This is a genomic window from Microbacterium sp. SORGH_AS_0428 (genome assembly GCF_031453615.1).
Lineage (GTDB): Bacteria > Actinomycetota > Actinomycetes > Actinomycetales > Microbacteriaceae > Microbacterium.
Genome location: NZ_JAVIZT010000001.1, coordinates 1,176,869 through 1,195,555, shown reverse-complemented (window position 1 = coordinate 1,195,555; position 18,687 = coordinate 1,176,869). Strand labels below are relative to the sequence as shown.

At 70.6% G+C, this 18,687-nt stretch carries 14 protein-coding genes and 1 tRNA gene; 11 read left to right on the top strand and 4 right to left on the bottom strand.

The genetic code is table 11. The features are described 5' to 3' along the window. Positions 1-9: 9 nt before the first annotated feature. Entirely contained in the window at positions 10-921 is a 912-nt protein-coding gene (locus QE374_RS05720; protein WP_309732947.1) for a Bax inhibitor-1/YccA family protein, read from the bottom strand. 167 nt (positions 922-1,088) lie between these two features. Here QE374_RS05720 and QE374_RS05715 point away from each other — a divergent pair, with 167 nt between their 5' ends. From QE374_RS05715 to pntB, 7 genes are all read left to right on the top strand, one after another. Beyond that, a complete protein-coding gene (locus QE374_RS05715; protein ID WP_309732945.1) occupies positions 1,089-2,075 on the top strand; it encodes a glycerophosphodiester phosphodiesterase family protein in 987 nt (328 codons plus the stop codon). Positions 2,076-2,124: 49 nt separating this feature from the next. After that, a complete protein-coding gene (locus QE374_RS05710) occupies positions 2,125-3,072 on the top strand; it encodes an ABC transporter ATP-binding protein (protein WP_309732944.1) in 948 nt (315 codons plus the stop codon). After that, positions 3,069-4,112, top strand: a complete 1,044-nt coding sequence (locus tag QE374_RS05705; RefSeq protein WP_309732942.1) for an ABC transporter permease — start codon at positions 3,069-3,071, stop codon at positions 4,110-4,112. The genes QE374_RS05710 and QE374_RS05705 overlap by 4 nt, the downstream gene beginning before the upstream one ends. 119 nt (positions 4,113-4,231) lie before the next feature. After that, positions 4,232-7,354 (top strand): lamin tail domain-containing protein, encoded by a 3,123-nt coding sequence (locus tag QE374_RS05700; RefSeq protein WP_309732940.1) that lies wholly within the window; start codon positions 4,232-4,234, stop codon positions 7,352-7,354. Between the two features lie 67 nt (positions 7,355-7,421). Next, entirely contained in the window at positions 7,422-8,387 is a 966-nt protein-coding gene (locus QE374_RS05695) for an arsenic resistance protein (protein ID WP_309732938.1), read from the top strand. Between the two features lie 114 nt (positions 8,388-8,501). Beyond that, complete coding sequence (locus QE374_RS05690) at positions 8,502-10,040, top strand: Re/Si-specific NAD(P)(+) transhydrogenase subunit alpha (protein ID WP_309732936.1); 1,539 nt, start codon at positions 8,502-8,504, stop codon at positions 10,038-10,040. After that, positions 10,037-11,437, top strand: a complete 1,401-nt coding sequence (pntB, locus tag QE374_RS05685) for a Re/Si-specific NAD(P)(+) transhydrogenase subunit beta (protein WP_309732935.1) — start codon at positions 10,037-10,039, stop codon at positions 11,435-11,437. The genes QE374_RS05690 and pntB overlap by 4 nt, the downstream gene beginning before the upstream one ends. On the opposite strand, the gene QE374_RS05680 is transcribed toward pntB, so the two are convergent. Next, positions 11,438-12,139, bottom strand: a complete 702-nt coding sequence (locus QE374_RS05680) for a GTP-binding protein (RefSeq protein WP_309732934.1) — start codon at positions 12,137-12,139, stop codon at positions 11,438-11,440. It lies immediately after the preceding gene. 360 nt (positions 12,140-12,499) lie between these two features. On the opposite strand from QE374_RS05680, the gene ykgO reads away from it, so the two are divergent. Then, positions 12,500-12,622 carry a type B 50S ribosomal protein L36 gene (ykgO, locus tag QE374_RS05675; protein ID WP_137416250.1) on the top strand — a complete coding sequence of 41 codons (123 nt, stop codon included), beginning with the start codon at positions 12,500-12,502 and terminating at the stop codon, positions 12,620-12,622. 34 nt (positions 12,623-12,656) lie between these two features. Here the strand turns inward: ykgO and QE374_RS05670 are convergent. Beyond that, positions 12,657-12,732, bottom strand: a tRNA-Met gene (locus QE374_RS05670). Between the two features lie 302 nt (positions 12,733-13,034). On the opposite strand from QE374_RS05670, the gene QE374_RS05665 reads away from it, so the two are divergent. From QE374_RS05665 to ligD, 3 genes are all read left to right on the top strand, one after another. After that, complete coding sequence (locus QE374_RS05665; RefSeq protein ID WP_309732931.1) at positions 13,035-15,461, top strand: UvrD-helicase domain-containing protein; 2,427 nt, start codon at positions 13,035-13,037, stop codon at positions 15,459-15,461. Positions 15,462-15,506: 45 nt separating this feature from the next. Beyond that, entirely contained in the window at positions 15,507-16,535 is a 1,029-nt protein-coding gene (locus QE374_RS05660; RefSeq protein WP_309732927.1) for an SseB family protein, read from the top strand. Between the two features lie 112 nt (positions 16,536-16,647). Beyond that, complete coding sequence (gene ligD, locus QE374_RS05655; protein WP_309732925.1) at positions 16,648-17,670, top strand: non-homologous end-joining DNA ligase; 1,023 nt, start codon at positions 16,648-16,650, stop codon at positions 17,668-17,670. Between the two features lie 4 nt (positions 17,671-17,674). On the opposite strand, the gene QE374_RS05650 is transcribed toward ligD, so the two are convergent. Next, positions 17,675-18,682, bottom strand: coding sequence for an ATP-dependent DNA ligase (locus QE374_RS05650; protein WP_396653343.1), 1,008 nt, complete (start codon positions 18,680-18,682; stop codon positions 17,675-17,677). Positions 18,683-18,687: the final 5 nt, after the last annotated feature.

The following is an 18,687-nucleotide window of genomic DNA, read 5'->3' as shown; positions in this document are numbered from 1 at the left end:
GCGGAAGCGCTAGTTGTTGCCTCGGAGGATCGCGATCATGCGCAGGATCTCGAGGTACAGCCAAACGACCGTCACCATGATGCCGAAGCCGCCCATCCAGGCGAACTGGCGGGGAGCGCCGTTGCGCACGCCCTGCTGGATCGAGTCGAAGTCGAGCACCAGCGAGTAGGCGGCGAGGATCACGACGAAGACGCCGAGGATCAGGCCGAGCGGAACGCCGAAGATGAGCTGGCTGCGCAGGCCGAACATCTGGCCGGCGGGGAAGACGCCGAAGAGCATCAGTACGACGTTCAGCAGGCTGAACACGAGGTAGCCGACCATCGCGATGAGGAAGATCTTGGTTGCGCGCTTGGAGGCGCGGATCTTGCCGCTCGCGAAGAGGGCCAGCGTGACACCGACGACGGCGACCGTCGCGAGCGTGGCCTGGATGACGATGCCGGGCCACTGCACCTCGAAGAACGCCGAGATCGCTCCGACGAAGATTCCCTCGAACGCGGCGTACGCGAAGATGAGCGCGGGGCGCACCTTCTTGCGCGAGCCGAAGATCACGACGAGCGAGAGCACGAAGCCGACGAGGGCGCCGATGATCATCGGCGCGACGACCAGGGTCGTGGCCTCACGCGGCAGGAGCGTGCCGCCGAGGGTGACGAACCAACCGGCCACGGCGCCGATCAGGAGGACGGCGAACAGCGCCGCCGTCTTGTGAACGGTGTCCTCGACCGTCATGCGGCCGGTGTCGACGGCGCCGGCCGGCGGGGCCGCGAACGCACCCTCCAGACCGGCCTGCTGACCGGGCGTCACCGTCGACGCGGGGGGCGGCGTCAGACCGATCCCCGCCGCGTTCGAGCCACCGGGGTAGCTCTTCACAGCACGCGGGTCCTGGAATGCAGGGTTGTTGAACGCGGGGTTGGACGAAGCCATCGGCAGGGTCACACTCCAGAGTCAGGTGGCGGCACGGTGCCGCAGGACCCACGATATCCCAGTGTTTCCGCGGGTGGGGAGGGTATCGCTGTGAGTGAACTTTGAGCCGGGCACGAGCACGTCCCCGTCGGCATACGAGGCGGGCGGATGCGATTAGCCTGGGCGCGATGTCTCCTCTCGTGATCGGCCACCGCGGTGCGCCCGGGTATCTGCCCGAGCACACCCGTTCGTCCTACGAACTCGCCATCGCCCAGGGGGTCGATGCGCTGGAGCCCGATGTGGTCGCCACGCGGGACGGCGTGCTGGTGATCCGGCACGAGAACGAGATCTCCGACACCACGGACGTCGCCGACCGGGCCGAGTTCGCGCATCTCAAGCGAACGAAGCAGTTCGCCGGTCACTCGATGACGGGCTGGTTCACCGAGGACTTCACGTGGGACGAATTGTCCACCCTGCGCTGCCGCGAGCGACTGCCCCGCATCCGAGCGCAGAGCGCAACACACGACGACACGGAGCCGATCCTGCGGCTGGTCGATCTGCTGGCGATCATCGGCGCCGCGTCGCGTCCGGTCGGCCTCGTGCTGGAGATCAAGCATGCCGCCTACTTCCAGTCGATCGGGCTCGATCTCGTGCCGCTCCTCGAACACGACCTCAAGCAGGCGGGGTGGCTGGATGCGGGGTCGCCGCTGACCTTCGAGTCCTTCGAGCCGACCGTGCTCACCACGCTCCGCGAACGCGGCGTGCCCGGCACCTACATCCACCTGATCGAGGCCGAGGGCTCGCCCGTCGACCTCCTCGTCTCGCGCGGTCTCGACGCGCCGACCTACCGTGACATCGTGTCGCCCCGGGGGCTCGACGCGCTCGTCGGCAGGTTCGACGGCATCAGCCTCGACAAGAAGCTGATCCTCGTGCCCAACGCCCTGGGGCGCATCACGCGCCCCGCGCCCGTGGTCGCCGAGGCGCAGCAGCGCGGCCTGCGGGTGTTCACCTGGACGGCCCGACCGGAGAACCGTTTCCTGTCGCGGCAGTTCCGCGTGGGCGGCGAACCGGCGCGTTTCGGCGACTACGAGGGCGAGTGGGAGCTGCTGCGCCAGGCGAGGCTCGACGGCGTCTTCGTCGATTACGCCGACCTCGGCGTGGCGTTCTTTCGCTGATCGAGAGTTTCCCGTGCGGGCGGCTTCGGCCGCCCCCTAGTGTCAGAGCATGACCTCGACCGGCATCGTCGCGAGTGACGTCACCCGTTCCTTCGGAGCCGTGCAGGCGGTGAGGGGCGCCACCTTCGTCGCGGAGCCGGGGCGCGTCACCGGCCTCGTGGGTCCGAACGGCGCCGGCAAGACCACGCTGCTGCTCATGCTCGCGTCGCTGTTGCGCCCCGATTCCGGCACGATCAGCATCCACGGCATCGATCCCGTCGAGGATCCCGCGGCAGCGCGGAGCCTTCTCGGCTGGATGCCGGACGCGCTCGGCGCGTGGGGCGCGCTGACGGCGCGGGAGACGCTCGTCATGACCGGCCGGCTCTACGGAATGACGAAGGCGGATGCAGGACCGCGCGCCGACGCCCTTCTCGACCACGTCGGCCTCGGGCCGCTCGCGGGCGCACCGGCCCGAGTGCTCTCGCGCGGGCAGAAGCAGCGCCTCGGCCTCGCCCGAGCGCTGGTGCACGACCCGCAGGTGCTCCTCCTGGACGAGCCGGCATCCGGACTCGATCCGCAGGCGCGCATCGACCTGCGCCGACTGTTACGCGGTTTCGCGGCCGCGGGGCGCACCGTGCTGGTGTCGAGTCACGTCCTGGCCGAACTCGAGGAACTCGTCGACGACGCCGTCTTCCTCCGCGACGGCACCTCCGTGGCCGCGCCGAGCGCGTCGGCGGCGGTGCGTCCGTGGCGACTGCGGGTGTGGGGCGAGCCGCCGACACCCGTCGCGTTCGCCGCGGCGCTCGGGCGGCGCCCGCAGGACATCGGCCGGGACCGGGACGCCTTCGTCGTCGGGTTCGCCGGAGAGGCGGACGCCGCCCACGGACTCCGGGCGATCCTGGATGCCGGCATCGCCGTGACCGAGTTCGCTCCCGCCGTCGGGCGTCTCGAGCAGGCGTTCATGGATCTCTCCGACCCGGTGAGCGATCGCCCCGCATCCGAGGAGGAGTGCGCATGAGCGCGTCGAGACTGTGGACGATCACCGTCCTGGAGCTGACCCAGCGGGTGCGATCGGTGGCCTGGTACGTGCTGCTGGGTGTGTTCGCCGTCGTCCTGCTCGGCGTGACCGTCCTCTCCTTCCTGGCCTTCGGGATGTGGTCGGGCGCCGACGGTCCCGGCGGCGCGATCTACTCGGTCATCGTCTACATGGTCATGCTCCTGGTGCTGCTGGTCGCGCCGACGGTCGCGGGCAACGCCGTGAACGGCGACCGGGAGTCGGCGACGCTCGCCGCCGTCCAGGTGACGCGCGCCACCACGGCTGAGATCGTGTTCGGAAAGCTCCTCGCCGCCTGGATCACCGGTCTCGCGTTCCTCGCCGTCGCCGTCCCATTCCTGATCGCCGCGACGGTCGCCGGCGGCGTCGCGCCCGCCTCCCTCGCGGTGTCGCTGCTGGTGCTGATCCTGGAGATCGGCATCTTCGCCGCGATCGGCGTGGGACTCAGCGCGCTTCTGGCGCGCCCCCTGTTCTCCGTGGCGTCGACCTACCTGGTCATGGCCACCTTCGTGGTGGGTACGCTCATCGTGTTCGGCCTCGGCGGCATCTCCACGCGCACCGAGGTGACCACCTCATCCCGATGGGGCATGGAGTACGACATGAGCGGCGGGGTCGTCTCGTGCAGCCCGTGGGAGACCTACACGACCGAGGTGCCGCGCTTCGACCGCGTGTGGTGGGTTCTCGCCGCCAACCCGTTCGTCGTGATCGCCGACGCGACGCCGACGGTCTACGACCGCAACGGCTACACGCAGGATCTCTTCGGTCAGATCGCCTCGGGCGTCCGGCTGGCGCAGATCCCGCCTGAGACCGAGGTGCGAAACGACGGCTGCGAGAACCCGGAGCAGCCCTACCCGAGCACCGAGGAGCAGACAGCGGGACTCGCGCCCAGCTGGTTCGTCGGCCTCGCTGTGCAGCTGGTGGTCGCGGGCCTGCTGTTCTGGGGCGGTTACCGCCGCACCCGGACGCCGGCGCGGTCGCTGCCTCCGGGCACGCGCGTCGCCTGAGCGACGCGCGATGAGGGTAAGTGGACACCCTGCGTTCACCGGCCCGTCGCCGACCGTGCGCCCTGGCGCCATCCGTTCTCGATGACCTGGGGTGACCCGCACCCTGCCCCAGGAGAGCCATGTCGCGCCTGTCCCCACTCCTCGCCGTCGCCGCGGTCTGCGCGGTTGCAGCCACCGCCCTGATCGCCGCGCCCTCCGCCGCTATCGCGGCCGATGCCGGCATCCGTATCAACGAGGTCGAGTCCGACGGCGGAACGCCGGGCGACTGGATCGAGTTCTTCAATGCCGGCTCGACGGCTGTCCAGCTCGAGGGCTGGAGCGTGAAAGACAACAAAGACGAGAACGTCTGGATGGTCCCGGCGGGAACGAGCCTCGCGCCCGGAGCGTTTCTCGTCATCGACGAGCTGAAGGGAGGCGTCGGCCAGTTCGATTTCGGACTCGGAAAGGACGACGCCGTGCGTCTGTTCGACGCGACGGGCGCTCTCGTCGACGAACGCGCATGGACGAGCCACGCGCCCACCACCTACGGCGTGCTCTCGTCGGGGTGGGGTGTCACGGCGCAGCCGACGAAGGGCGCCGCCAACGACGTCGAGGTGCCGGTCACCCCCGGCTCTGTGCGACTGAGCGAGGTGGACTCCTCGCCCGCCGACTGGGTGGAGCTCGTCAACCCTGGGGAGGTGGCCCTCGACATCTCGGGGTATGAGCTGCGCGACAACTCCGACGATCACCGCTGGCGTTTCGCCGCCGGAACCGTGATCGCGGCGGGACAGTTCGTCGTGGTGGATGCGGACACCGTCGGTGTCGTTGGAAGCGGTGCCGCGGCTTTCGGCACCGCGATCGGGATCGGCAGCACCGACGAGATCCGCCTGTTCGACCCCGCCGGTTCACTCATCGACCGCACCGGGGCCTGGCAGGGACACGCCGCGCTGAACGGCTCGGAAGCGGATGCGACCCTCGCCCGCTGCGCCGGCGGTGATGCCGACTTCGTGCTCGCGCACCCGACTCGAGGCGCGTCCAACTCCTGCGTCATGCCGGATGTGGCCATCAACGAGATCGAGTCGAACGGTGACGCGACCGACTGGGTCGAGATCATCAACCATGCGGCTTCGCCGGTCGACATCTCGGGCTGGAGCGTCATGGACAACGACCCCGTCGGCCACGCCGGTGAGGCGACACCGCTGCCTGCGGGGACGGTGCTCGCCGCGGGCGCACGGTTCGTCTTCGACGGCGGCCGCGACTTCGTCTTCGGACTCGGCAACGGTGACACGGTGACGCTGCGGGACTCGGGCGGGCTCACGGTCGACGAGCATGTCTACGCCGCGCACGCCGACGGTGTGCTCGCCCGCTGCCCCGAGGCCACCGGGGACTTCATCGACGTCGCGACCTCCACGAAGGGCCTGCCCAACGCGTGCGGCAACCCCGTGCGTATCAACGAGGTCGAGTCGGACGGCGGTGCACCCGACGACTGGATCGAGCTCGTCAACCCGACGGGCGCGGCGCTCGACGTGAGCGGGATCGTCGTGAAGGACGACGATGACGCCCACGCCTATGCGCTGCCCGGAGGGAGCACGATCGCTGCGGGTGGGTATCTCGTGATCGACCGCGATCAGCTCGGCTTCGGCCTGGGCAGCGGCGACCGGGTGCGCCTGTTCGACGGCGCAGCGCTCATCGACGAGACGAGCTGGGGAGCGGGGCACGCCGCGACGACCTGGGGACGCTGCCCCGATGCGACAGGCGCCTTCGCCACCACATCCGAGGCCACGAAGGGTGCGGCGAATCTCTGCCCGGGTGCGCTGCCTGTCGGGGTATGGCCCGGCTCCGCCGAGGTCCGCGTGCTGGATCCCGAACCGACCTTCCTCGAGGACAGCTCCGGTTTGGACGTTCAGGAAACTCCGGACGGCGCGTACCTCTGGGCCGTCGACAACGGCACCGGCACGTTCTGGAAGCTCGCGATCGCGGCCGACGGCACTACATCGTTCGCTCCCGGCTGGGACGGCGGCAAGCGGGCGCGATTCATCGCGGACGCAGGCTCGCCCGAGAAGGCAGGCCCCGATGCGGAGGGCATCACAGTCGACGGATCGGGGCGGGTCTTCCTCGCCTCCGAGCGCGACAACGCGGCCAAGGGCGTGAACCGCAACACGATCCTGCAGGTCGATCCCGCAGCGCCCGGGCCGGATGTGGTCGCGAGTGCGCAGTGGGAGCTCAACGACGTGGTCCCGGGCCTGGGCGCCGTGGCCGCGAACGTCGGGCTCGAGGCCGTGGAGTGGGTGTCGGACGATGACCTCGCGGGCGCCCTCGTCAGCACGACAGGTGTCGCCTACGACCCCGCGCTCTACCCCGGCCACGGCGACGGGCTCTTCTTCGTGGCTGTCGAGGACACCGGGCTCGTGCACGCGCTCGCGCTGCTGCCCGGGGGCGAGGCCCGCCTCGTGGCGACGATCGACCCCGGCCTGCCGGGCGTGATGGCGCTCGACTACGACACCGTGCTCGGCGCGCTGTGGGCCGTCTGCGACAACGGATGCGGCGGCACCGCGGCGCAGATCACGCTCAACGGGACGGCTTCGCCGTCGGTGGCGCACGTGGCCCGTCCGGCGGGCATGCCCGATCTGAACAACGAGGGCTTCGCCACCGCCCCGGCATCCCTCACCGTGGGCGGCATGCGTCCGGCGTACTGGTTCGCCGACGGATTCGCGGCCGAGGCGCTGCGCATGGGTTCGCTCCCGGGCGCTACTGAACCGACCGAGCCGGGCAACCCCGGAACCGAGCCGGGTGGCCCGGGCACGCAACCGGGTCTTCCGGGAACGGGTGGCGGCTCGCCGAGCGCCGGCGTCACGCCTCTCCCCGGTGGCGCGCTCTCGCCCGCCAACCGTGGCGTCGTGAGCGCCCCGGAGCGCGTCGAGCGCGGCGCGATGGTGACCGTGTCGCTGGGCGCCCAGCATGCGGGCGCCACGATCGAGGTCTGGCTGTACTCCACGCCGCAGCGGATCGCCGCGGGCACGGTGGATGCGGCGGGCAACGTCCGCGCGCGCATCCCCGCCGACGCGCCGCTCGGCGACCACCGCCTTGTCGTCTACGCGGCGGACGGCACTCTGATCGGCTGGGCTCCCGTGCGCGTCGTGGCCGAGAACACGCTCGCCGTCACCGGAACCGAGATGCCGTACGGCGCGCTCGCCGCCGGGATGCTGCTCACCCTGCTGGGTGCGGGAGCGGTCCTGGCGCGCCCGCGTCGTCGCGTGAGCTGAATCTCGGCGCGGTCGCCCCGGTGGATCGGTGACCCGGGCGACCGTCGCCGTGCGGCAGGCTAGAGGAATGGCGACGGTCCGGGCGTGGGGGGAGCGGCACCAGGTCGTGCTCTATCTGGCCGCCATCGCGCTCGGCGTCGTCGTCGGGCTGACGGCGCCCGCGATCGCCCCGGCGCTCGAAGCGGCCATCACCCCCGCGCTGGGGGTGCTCCTGTACGCCACGTTCCTCGCGGTGCCGTTCGCGCGCATCGGGCAGGCGCTGCGCGACGGACGCTTCCTCGCCGCGGTACTCGTGCTGAACTTCGTGCTCGTGCCGATCGTCGTCTTCGCCCTGTCGCGCGTCGTGGCGCACGAGGCCGCCCTGCTCGCGGGCGTGCTGCTCGTGCTGCTGACACCCTGCGTCGACTACGTGATCGTCTTCGCCCACCTGGCCGGCGGGGCGCGGGAACGTCTGCTCGCGGCGACGCCGCTGCTCATGCTCGCGCAACTCGTGCTGCTGCCGGGCTATCTCTGGGTCATGGCGGGCCCCGAGCTCGTCGGCGGGATCGAACCCGGTCCGTTCGTCGAGGCGTTCGTGCTGCTCATCGTCCTGCCGCTCGCGCTTGCCGCTGCCACCCAGTTGCTCGCGCGTCGCCTCCGCCCGCTCCGCATCCTCGAGACCGGTGTGCTCGGGGCGATGGTGCCGCTGATGATGCTCGTGCTCGCGGTCGTCGTGGGTTCGCAGGTGCATGCGGTGGGGGAGCGCCTCGCCGATCTCGCCGCCCTCGTGCCCCTGTTCGCCGCGTTCGCCGCCACCGCCGCGGTCCTGGGGCTGCTCGTGGCGAAGACCGCGCGCATGCGGCGTCCCGAGGGGATCGCGACGATGTTCAGCGGAGTGACCCGCAACTCCCTCGTGGTCCTTCCGCTCGCGTTGGCGCTGCCCGCATCCCTGTCGCTCGCGCCGCTGGTCGTCGTCACGCAGACCCTCGTCGAGCTCGTCGTGATGGTCGTCCTCGTGGCGCTGTTCCGGCCGCGGGTGGTTCGCGCGCGCTGACCGCGACGGATTTCGCACGGTCGTCGTGCTGGCGCGAATCGGGTTCGGCATGCTCGGATGAGAGCAGCGGCTCGCCGCGCCCCCACCGCCCCACCCTGCACGAGGAGTCGCCCCATGACCCGCATCGGCATCGTCTCGGAGGGCGACGGTGAGAACCGCGTCGCGGCGACGCCGCAAACCGTCGGCAAGCTGATCGCTCTCGGCTACGAGGTCGTCGTCGAAGCGGATGCCGGCGCGCGCGCGGCCTTTCCCGACACGTCCTACCGCGATGCAGGGGCGGCGATCGGAGACCCGCTCGAAGCGTGGGGTGCGGACATCGTGCTCGGTGTGGACGCTCCGAGCACGGACGAGATCGCGCGGCTGCGTGAGGGTGCGATGCTCATCACCCAGCTCGCTCCCGCCCTGAACCCCGACCTGGTGGACCGGCTGGCGGCGCAGGGCGTGACGGCGCTCGCGATGGATGCGATCCCCCGCATCTCGCGCGCCCAGTCGATGGACGTCCTCAGCTCCATGGCCAACATCTCCGGCTACCGAGCCGTGGTCGAGGCGGCGAACGAGTTCGGTCGTTTCTTCACCGGTCAGGTGACGGCCGCCGGCAAGGTGCCGCCGGCCAAAGTCCTCGTCGCCGGGGCGGGCGTCGCCGGCCTCGCCGCCATCGGCACCGCATCCAGCCTCGGAGCGATCGTGCGCGCGACCGACCCGCGCCCGGAGGTCGCCGATCAGGTGCGCTCCATCGGCGGCGAGTACCTCCCGGTGACGGTGACCTCACACTCCGTCTCGAGCGACGGCTATGCGCGCGCGACGAGCGAGGAGTACGACCGTGCCGCCGCCCGGCTGTACAGCGCACAGACGGCCGAGGTCGACATCGTGATCACCACGGCGCTCATCCCCGGGCGCGCCGCGCCGCGGCTGATCACGGCCGAGGATGTCGCGCGGATGCGACCCGGCAGCGTGATCGTCGACATGGCGGCAGGGCACGGCGGCAATGTCGAGGGCTCGGTCGCCGACCAGCGCGTCGTGACCGAGAACGGCGTCGTCATCCTCGGCTACACCGACCTCGCCGGGCGCCTGCCCGCGCAGTCCTCGCAGCTGTACGGCACGAACGTGCTCAACCTGCTGCGTCTGCTCACACCAGGCAAGGACGGCCTGCTCGTCCTGGATATGGATGACGTCGTGCAGCGTTCCGTGACGGTCGCTGCGGGAGGCGAGGTGCTCTGGCCGCCGCCGCCCGTCGCCGTGTCCGCTGCGCCCGTCGCCTCGCCGGCGCCGGCTGCATCCGTCGCCGAACCGCCGCCACCGCGGCGCGGGCGGAAGCTCCTGCTGCTCGTGCTGGCCGCCCTCGCTCTGTTCGCCGTCGTGACCTTCGCCCCGGCGCCGCTGCCGCAGCACATGACGGTGCTCGCGCTGTCGATCGTCGTGGGCTACTACGTGATCGGCAAGGTGCACCACGCTCTGCACACCCCGCTCATGAGTGTGACGAACGCGATCTCGGGGATCATCGTGGTCGGCGCGATCACGCAGCTCACGGTGCCGGAGCCGATCGTGCAGATCCTCGCCGCCGTCGCGGTGCTGCTGGCCAGCATCAACGTCTTCGGAGGCTTCGCGGTCACCCGTCGCATGCTCGCGATGTTCTCGAAGGGGCAGAGCCGATGACCGCGAACGCCGTCGCTAACGCCGCCTACCTGGTCGCGGCGATCCTCTTCATCCTGAGTCTCGCGGGACTCAGCCGTCACGAGACGGCGCGCGCCGGCGCCGCATCGGGCATCGCGGGCATGGCCATCGCGCTGGTGGCGACGGTCGTCGCGGCCGCCACCGGCGCCTTCGCGTCCGGTGCCGCCGCCCTCGGTCTCCCGCTGCTGGTCGCCGCGGTCGCCGTGGGAGCCGCGATCGGACTCTGGCGCGCCCGCTCGGTCGAGATGACCGGCATGCCGGAGCTCATCGCACTGCTGCACAGCTTCGTGGGGCTTGCGGCCGTGCTCGTGGGCTGGAATGGGCACCTGCACGACGGCGGGCTCACAGGAGCGCTCCGCGACATCCACCACGGCGAGGTCTTCGTCGGGGTGTTCATCGGCGGCGTCACCTTCACCGGCTCCCTCGTCGCGTACCTCAAGCTCTCGGGTCGGATGCCGTCCAAGCCGCTGACTCTGCCGGGGCGCAACGCGCTCAACCTCGGCGCGCTGGTCGTGTTCGCCGCGCTCACGCTCTGGTACGTCCTCACACCGACGCTGGGGCTGCTGATCGCGGTGACCGTGCTTGCGCTGGCACTCGGCTGGCACCTCGTCGCCTCCATCGGCGGCGGCGACATGCCGGTCGTCGTCTCGATGCTCAACAGCTACTCCGGCTGGGCCGCGGCCGCCGCGGGGTTCCTCCTCGACAACGACCTGCTGATCATCACCGGTGCTCTCGTCGGCTCCTCCGGCGCGTACCTCTCCTTCCTCATGTGCAAGGCGATGAACCGTTCACTGCTGGCCGTCATCGCGGGCGGTTTCGGTGCCCCGGCCGCATCCGGGCAGGCGTCGGAGGCCGGCGAGCACGGGGAGACGGATGCGGAGTCGGTGGCGGAGATGCTGGCCGACGCCGACAGCGTCGTGATCGTGCCGGGCTACGGCATGGCCGTCGCTCAGGCGCAGTACCCGGTCGCGGAGCTCGTCGAACGGCTGCGGGCGAAGGAGATCGAGGTGCGCTTCGGCATCCATCCCGTCGCCGGACGCCTGCCCGGACACATGAACGTGCTCCTCGCGGAGGCGAAGGTGCCCTACGACATCGTGCTGGAGATGGACGAGATCAACGACGACCTGGCGCAGACCTCGGTCGTGCTGGTGATCGGCGCCAACGACACCGTGAACCCCTCCGCGGCCGAGGACCCCTCGAGCCCCATCGCGGGGATGCCGGTCGTCCGAGTCTGGGAGGCGCGCCAGGTCGTCGTCTTCAAACGCTCGATGGCGTCCGGCTACGCGGGCGTCGAGAACCCGCTGTTCTTCCGCGAGAACACGCAGATGCTGTTCGGCGACGCGAAGCAGCGCGTGGAGGACATCCTCCGGGCGCTCTGATCACGCCTCCACCGGCCACGCGGGCAACGGATCGGTGAACAGCTCCCAGGCCTCGGGGCCCGCATCCATCTCCGCATCCGTCAGGGCCGCGTCGTCCAGGGCTCGCGCGAGCGCACCCGCGTTCAGGTCGAGCCCGGTGACGGCGATCTCCTGCCCGATGCAGCTGTAGGCGTCGCGCGTGCGGAGCGGGTCGAGCCACATGGCGGAACCGACCTGCTCCCAGCGCGCGAGCATGCCCTGGCGGGTCGCCAGGCGGCAGAAGCCGACCGAACGCAGCACGAGCCCCCATCGGCGCGCGTCGATCTCGTCGTCGAGCGCGCGCACGAGACGTTCCGGGTGGAACGGGCGGAGCTGTTCGTAGCGGAAGGTCGTCACGCGGCGATCCGTCATATGCGGATCGTGCTCATCGTTCAGCATCCGCACCCATCCTGCGCGCTCGCCCACGGGGAGCGATGTGTCCGTCGCGAGCGCCGCGCGGACGTCCTCGTGCGGGTCGCGCGTGAGACGGATGCGGGCCAGGGGATTCAGATGCGAGGCGAGCGCCATGAGCATCGCGAGTCTCGGCGTCTCGACGCCCTCCCAGTTGACGAACGCGATGACGTGCGCGCTCTCGATGAACGCCCGCCGCCTGCCGCGCGCGGGCGCCGTGATCGCCGCGGTCGTCGCCCGGCGGGGCGTCTGCGCGCAGCGCGGAGCCGTCACGCAGATCCTGCACCATGTGCGGAGCATCGATGACGCACACCAGCGCGGGCGGTGTGTCGAACGCGCCGCTGAAGTGCAGCGGATCGAGGTCGGTCGCGCAGTCGAAGAGGGCGAGCTGATCGCTGCCGCCCGCCCAGAATCCCTGCGGACGGTGCGACGTCGTATGCCGCGGGCCGCCGTAGGCCCAGACCAGACGGCGGCCGAGACTCGCGGCGGCGCGTTCGGCGAAGAGGTGGCGTTCGGGTGCGCACACCCCGGTGATGGCGACAGGGATCGATTCCATGCCGGTCCTCTCCAGTTGCTCGGGCTGAGCACTCAGCATAACCTGTAGTTGAGAACCGTCATCAATAAGGAGTGGCTGTGAAAGTCCGTGCCTCGCTCAAGTCCCTGAAGAACCAGCCCGGCGCCCAGGTCGTGCGCCGACGCGGCAAGGTGTTCGTCATCAACAAGCTCAACCCCCGATTCAAGGGGCGGCAGGGCTGACGCGGGGCGTACTGCATCCGAGGTCGGAGCGATCTGGACGCGACGGCGGGAGTCGAACCCGCAACGCTCCCGGGTATGAACCGGAGCCCGGGACCACCCGGATCGCCGCGATGCCTCGACGCTAACCCGGGGTCCCGGCCCGCGCCAGTGCATGTCACAAGATGACCCCGTGCGTCACCGTGTCACGGGATCGGGCCAGCGGTGCGGCCTTCGGCGCCGCCACGTTGCGACGTCTGCACGATCGGTGGGGCTGCTGCGACCGTGTGAGGCGGATGTGGCGGCGTACCGGCGATCGGCCGTGCAGATGTCGCGGCGCCGGGTGCCGGTGCCGGCGCGGGTCACCAATGCGGAGAAGCAGGCGCGACCGCCGACCCGGGCGGGTGTCGGCGGTCGCGCCTAGACTTGAGGGGACATGACCGACGCCTCCACGCCCCTCATCATCGGCGGTGACGGCGCTCGCCCCGCCGGCGATTCCGCACGTCCCGACGCCGACCTCCTCGTCGGCCTCAACGGCCCGCAGCGGGAGGCCGTGATCTATCGCGGGCCGGCGCTGCTCATCGTCGCCGGCGCAGGCTCCGGCAAGACCCGCGTGCTCACCCACCGCATCGCCTCGCTGCTGCGCTCGCGCGAGGCGTGGCCGAGCCAGATCCTCGCCATCACCTTCACGAACAAGGCGGCGGGGGAGATGCGCGAGCGCGTCGAGCAGCTCGTGGGCGACAGCGCTCGCGGCATGTGGATCTCGACCTTCCACTCCGCCTGCGTCCGCATCCTCCGCCGCGAGGCGCAGCAGTTCGGGTTCACGAGCTCGTTCACGATCTACGACTCCGGCGACTCGCGAGCGCTCATCAAACGGCTCGTCAAGGAACACGAGGCCGACGCGTTCGGTCTCACCCCCGCAGCTGTCCAGAGCCGTATCTCCAAGCTCAAGAACGAGCTGCAGGATGCGGAGGGCTACGCGCGCCAGGCGAACATGAGCGACCCCGCCGAGCGGGTGTTCGTCGAGGTCTTCGGCGACTATCAGCGTGCGCTCCGCCGGGCCAACGCGTTCGACTTCGACGACCTCATCGCGCAGACGGTCTTCCTCTTCCGTGCGTTCCCCCAGGTGGCCGACACGTACCGTCGCCGATTCCGCCACATCCTCGTCGACGAGTACCAGGACACCAACCACGCCCAGTACTCGCTCATCCGGGAACTCACCCGCCCGGTCTCGGGCGAGGGCGAATCGTATTCCGCGGGCGGCATGATGATCTTCGAGCCCGACAAGGCGCCCGAGGTGGAAGCAGCCTCCCTCACCGTCGTGGGCGACTCCGACCAGTCGATCTACGCCTTCCGCGGCGCCGACATCCGCAACATCAGCGAGTTCGAGCGCGACTTCCCGGGTGCGAAGGTCGTTTTGCTCGAGCAGAACTACCGCTCGACCCAGAACATCCTCTCGGCGGCCAACGCGGTCATCCGCAACAACTTCGACCGGCAGGACAAGAAGCTCTGGACGGATGTGGGGGCGGGCGAGCTCATCGTCGGCTTCACCGGCTACTCGCAGCACGACGAGGCCCAGTTCGTCGCCGACGAGATCGAGAAGATCCACCGCGCCGGCACGGCGTACTCCGACATCGCCGTCTTCTACCGCACCAACTCGCAGTCCCGTGCGCTGGAGGAGATCTTCATCCGCTCGGCTCTGCCCTACAAGATCATGGGCGGTACGAAGTTCTACGAGCGTGCCGAGATCAAGGACGCGCTCGCCTACCTCATCGCCGTGGCCAACCCCGCCGACGAGATGGCGGTGCGACGCATCCTGAACAAGCCGCGTCGCGGCATCGGCGACGTCACGGAGACGGCCATCGCGCGCTTCGCGGAGGACAACCAGATCACGTTCCGCGAGGCGCTCGCCTCGCCGGAGGCGCTGGGCGTCGGGCCCAAGATCCAGGCGGCGATCACCCAGCTCGACCGGGTGCTCACCGAGGCGACGGCGCTGCTGCTGCCCGAGGGGCAGGATGCGCCGCCCACGGCGGTCGCCGAGGCGCTCTCGCTGCTGCTGAGCAAGAGCGGATACTCCGACGCGCTGCGTGCCAGCCGCGACCCGCAGGACGAGGCCCGCCTCGAGAACCTCGACGAGTTCGTCGCCGTGGCGCGCGAGTTCGCCCGCAACAACCCGCAGGGCACCATCAGCGACTTCCTCACCGAGGTCGCGCTCGTCGCCGACGCGGACGACCTCGACGACGCGTCCGGCTCCGTGTCACTCATGACGCTGCACACCGCGAAGGGACTCGAGTTCGACGCCGTCTTCCTCACGGGCGTCGAAGAAGACCTGATCCCGCACCGTATCTCGGCCAACGAGCCCGGCGGGCCCGCCGAAGAGCGCCGCCTCTTCTACGTGGGCGTCACCCGCGCGCGCAAGCTCCTGCACCTCACGCTCGCGATGACCCGCGCGCAGTTCGGCGAGGTCACGGTCGCGATGCCGAGCCGGTTCCTGCAGGAGATCCCGGCCGAGCTCATCGACTGGCGCCAGTCGCCCGGCGACGTCAACTCCCGCGGCGGCGCGCAATCGCGCGCCCTCAACGCCCGTCGGCCCGGTGGGTGGGGTTCGCGTCGCGACGACAATCCGCCGCTGCTGCCCAAGTCGACCTCGCTCGAGCGGTTCGCGAACAAGATCCCCGCCAAGGTGCGCGACAACAGCGACCTCGAGCTGGCGGCGGGCGACCGCATCCGTCACGAGGACTTCGGCGAAGGACGCATCGACGCGGTGACGGGCGAGGGCGCCAAGCGCATCGCGCATGTGCGCTTCGACAGTGCCGGAGCCAAGAAGCTGCTGATCAAGATCGCGCCGATCGAGAAGATCTGAGTCACACCCCCGGCGCGCACCGCGCCGCGCGGTTAGGCTGGCCGAATGGCTCTCTTCTCGCGCCGACCCAAGCCCTCCGAAGAACCCGAACGGGATGCGGCCGCGTCCGCTGCGGCCGAGGCGGCACCCGAGGCGCCGACGGAGAACGTCCCCCACGTGCCGATCTCGGTCAGCACCTTCGGTGAGAACCGCACACCGGATGCGGTCCCCGTCATGCCAGAAGGCGTCTCCGCCATGGCCGCCGCCAGGCCTCCGCACCTCGCATCGCCCGCCGCCGAGGCGTCGAAAGACCTCGAGACCGTGCCGGGCCTGCGTGACAACGTCCTCTTGCGCGACGCCCTCGCGGCCTTGCCCGAGAAGGCGCAGCCGGTCGAGCTGATGAACGTCGCACGTCAGCTGCTGCAGGGGCACGTCTACATCCGCGTGCAGGGCGACGCCCGCGAACTCCTCGCCAAGGGCGACAACCTGCCGACCTCGGTGATCACGTACCAGGAGCAGAAGTACATGCTCGTGTACTCCAGCGGCCGCGCGCTGCAGGATGCGGTGCGTGCCGACGGCGACGCGTCCACCTCGGCGCTGGCACAGCCCGTGATCAGCCTGCTGCGTCAGATCGTCGCGGGCGAGTTCGGCGGCATCGCGGTCGACCACGCGTCGCGCCCCGGATCCGCCATCCTGCCGAAGCCCCTGATCGAGAAGGCCCTCGCCGACCTCGACCCGCATCTGGCCGTGAAGACGCTGCTCGCCGCGGATCGCACCGACGAGACCGCGGGCGACGTCGCCGACGCGCTCACCTACGCACCGGTCTGGGTCGCCGCGCGACGCGGCGAGGGCGACCGCATCGGCATCGCCGAACTCCGCACGACAGAGGGGGAGCGCATCCTCGAGCTCTTCTCCCACCCGCTGGAGCTCGTCGCCCTCGGCCGCGGAGACCAGCCTGCCAAGGTCACGCCCGAACAGCTCGCCCGTGCGCTGCGCTCCGACGACGGCATCTCGGGCGTGATCGTGAACCCCGCCGGACCCTGGATCCGCCTCAGCCGCGCGCAGCTCGCGCCGGTGCTCGCCCTGGGCGCCTGACGCCCGCATCCGCACCAAACCCGGGCTGGGGTCTTCGTCCCCGGGCTGGGGTGCGCGCCGACCACGCGCAAGGGGGATGCGGGGCGCGAGCCGGCACCCCTAGGGTCGGGTCATGGCGAGCGAACGCACCACCGTGATCGTGCCCGGGCCCGATGGCGACCGGGAGATCTCCGTCTCGAGTCCGTCCCGCGAGGTGTGGCCGGCGGCGGGCATCACGAAGCGTGAGCTCGTCGACTACATCCTGGCCGTGTCCGAGCCGTTCCTGCGCGCGAACGGGCACCGTCCGGTATCGCTCGAGCGGTTCCGCGACGGCATCGACGGCGAGGCCTTCTTCTCGAAGAATCCGCCCAAGGGCACCCCGGACTACGTCGACGCGGTGAGCGTCACCTACAACAGCGGGCGCAGCCATCCGCAGGTCGTGCTCACCGAGCCCGCGGCGCTGGTGTGGGCCGTGCAGATGAACACGGTCGTCTTCCATCCGTGGGCCTCGCTCGCGGCCGACCCCGATCGCCCCGTCGAGCTGCGGATCGATCTCGACCCCCAGCCCGGCACGGACTTCGCGGATGCTGCCGCCGTCGCGCCGCTCATGCGCGAGGTGCTGGCGGAGGCCGGTCTCGACTCCTGGATCAAGACGAGCGGCAACCGCGGCATCCACCTCTTCTGCCCGATCGAGCCGACGCACGAGTTCCTCGATGTGCGCCATGCTGCGATCGCCGCAGGCCGGGAACTCGCCCGCCGCGCGCCCGAGCGGGTGACGATGAACTGGTGGAAGGAAGAGCGGGGGCAGCGCATCTTCGTGGACTTCAACCAGACCAATCGCGACCGGACGATGGCCGGCGCGTACAGCCCGCGGGCACTACCCGATGCGACGGTGGCCACGCCCATCACCTGGGACGAGCTGCCCACCGTCGACCCCCACGCCTTCACGGTGCGTACCGTGCCGCGCCGCCTCGCGGAGATCGGCGACCCGTGGGAGCACATCGCCCGCGACCCCGGGCACATCGACGTCCTGCTCGAGTGGTGGCAGCGCGACCTCGACGACGGCCTCGGCGAGTTGCCCTTCCCGCCCGAGTTCCCGAAGATGCCGGGGGAGCCGCCGCGCGTTCAGCCGAGCCGTGCGCGTTCGGGGGAGTGACGAGTCAGTCCAGCACGTCGCCCAGGTCGTAGGCCGAGACCTGCTCCAGTTGTGAGAAGGTACACGATGACGCCTCGCGGTCGGGACGCCAGCGCTCGAACTGCACGGTATGCCGGAACCGCATCCCCTCGAGCTGGTCGTAGCGCACCTCGAGCACCCGCTCCGGCCGCAGCCGCACGAACGACACGTCCTTGGACGCGGCGAATCGCGACCGCTCGGTCGCGCCCGTCACCGCCTCGCCCGTCTCGTCGCGCTCGACCAGCGGCGCCAGCTCGTCGACGAGCTCCCGACGCCGCGCGTCGGTGAACGCCGACACGCCGCCCACGTTGCGCAGGCGTCCGTCGCGGTCATAGAGCCCGACCAGCAGGGAGCCCACCCCGACGCCGCTCTTGTGCACGCGGTAGCCGAGTGCGACGACGTCGGCGGTGCGGGCGTGCTTGATCTTCAGCATCGTGCGCTTGTTCGGCTGGTAGGCGTCGTCGAGGCGCTTGGCGACGACGCCGTCCAGACCCGCGCCTTCGAACTCCGCGAGCCAGCGCCGAGCGATCGCGGGATCGGCGGTCGTGCGGGTCAGGTGCACGGGTGGCTCGACACCCGCCAACAGGTCTTCGAGCTCGGCGCGACGCTCGGCGAACGGTGCGTCGCGCAGATCGCGGTCGCCGCGAGCCAGCAGGTCGAAGGCGATGAGAAGGGCGGGCGTCTCGTCCGCCAGCTTCGCGACGCGGGAGGCGGCGGGGTGGATGCGCTGGCTCAGTGCCTCCCAGTCCAGCCGCTGCGCGCCCGGGGGTCCGGTCGCAATGACGATCTCGCCGTCGATCAGGCACGGCTCGGGCAGCACCCGCGCAAGCGCCTCGACAAGCTCGGGGAAGTACCGGGTGAGCGGCTTCGCGCCCCGCGATCCCAGCTCCACGCTCTCCCCGTCCCACGCGGCGAGCACCCGGAAGCCGTCCCACTTGGGCTCGAAGCTCCAGCCGGCCGCATCCGGGACGTCCTTGACCGCCTTGGCGAGCATGGGAG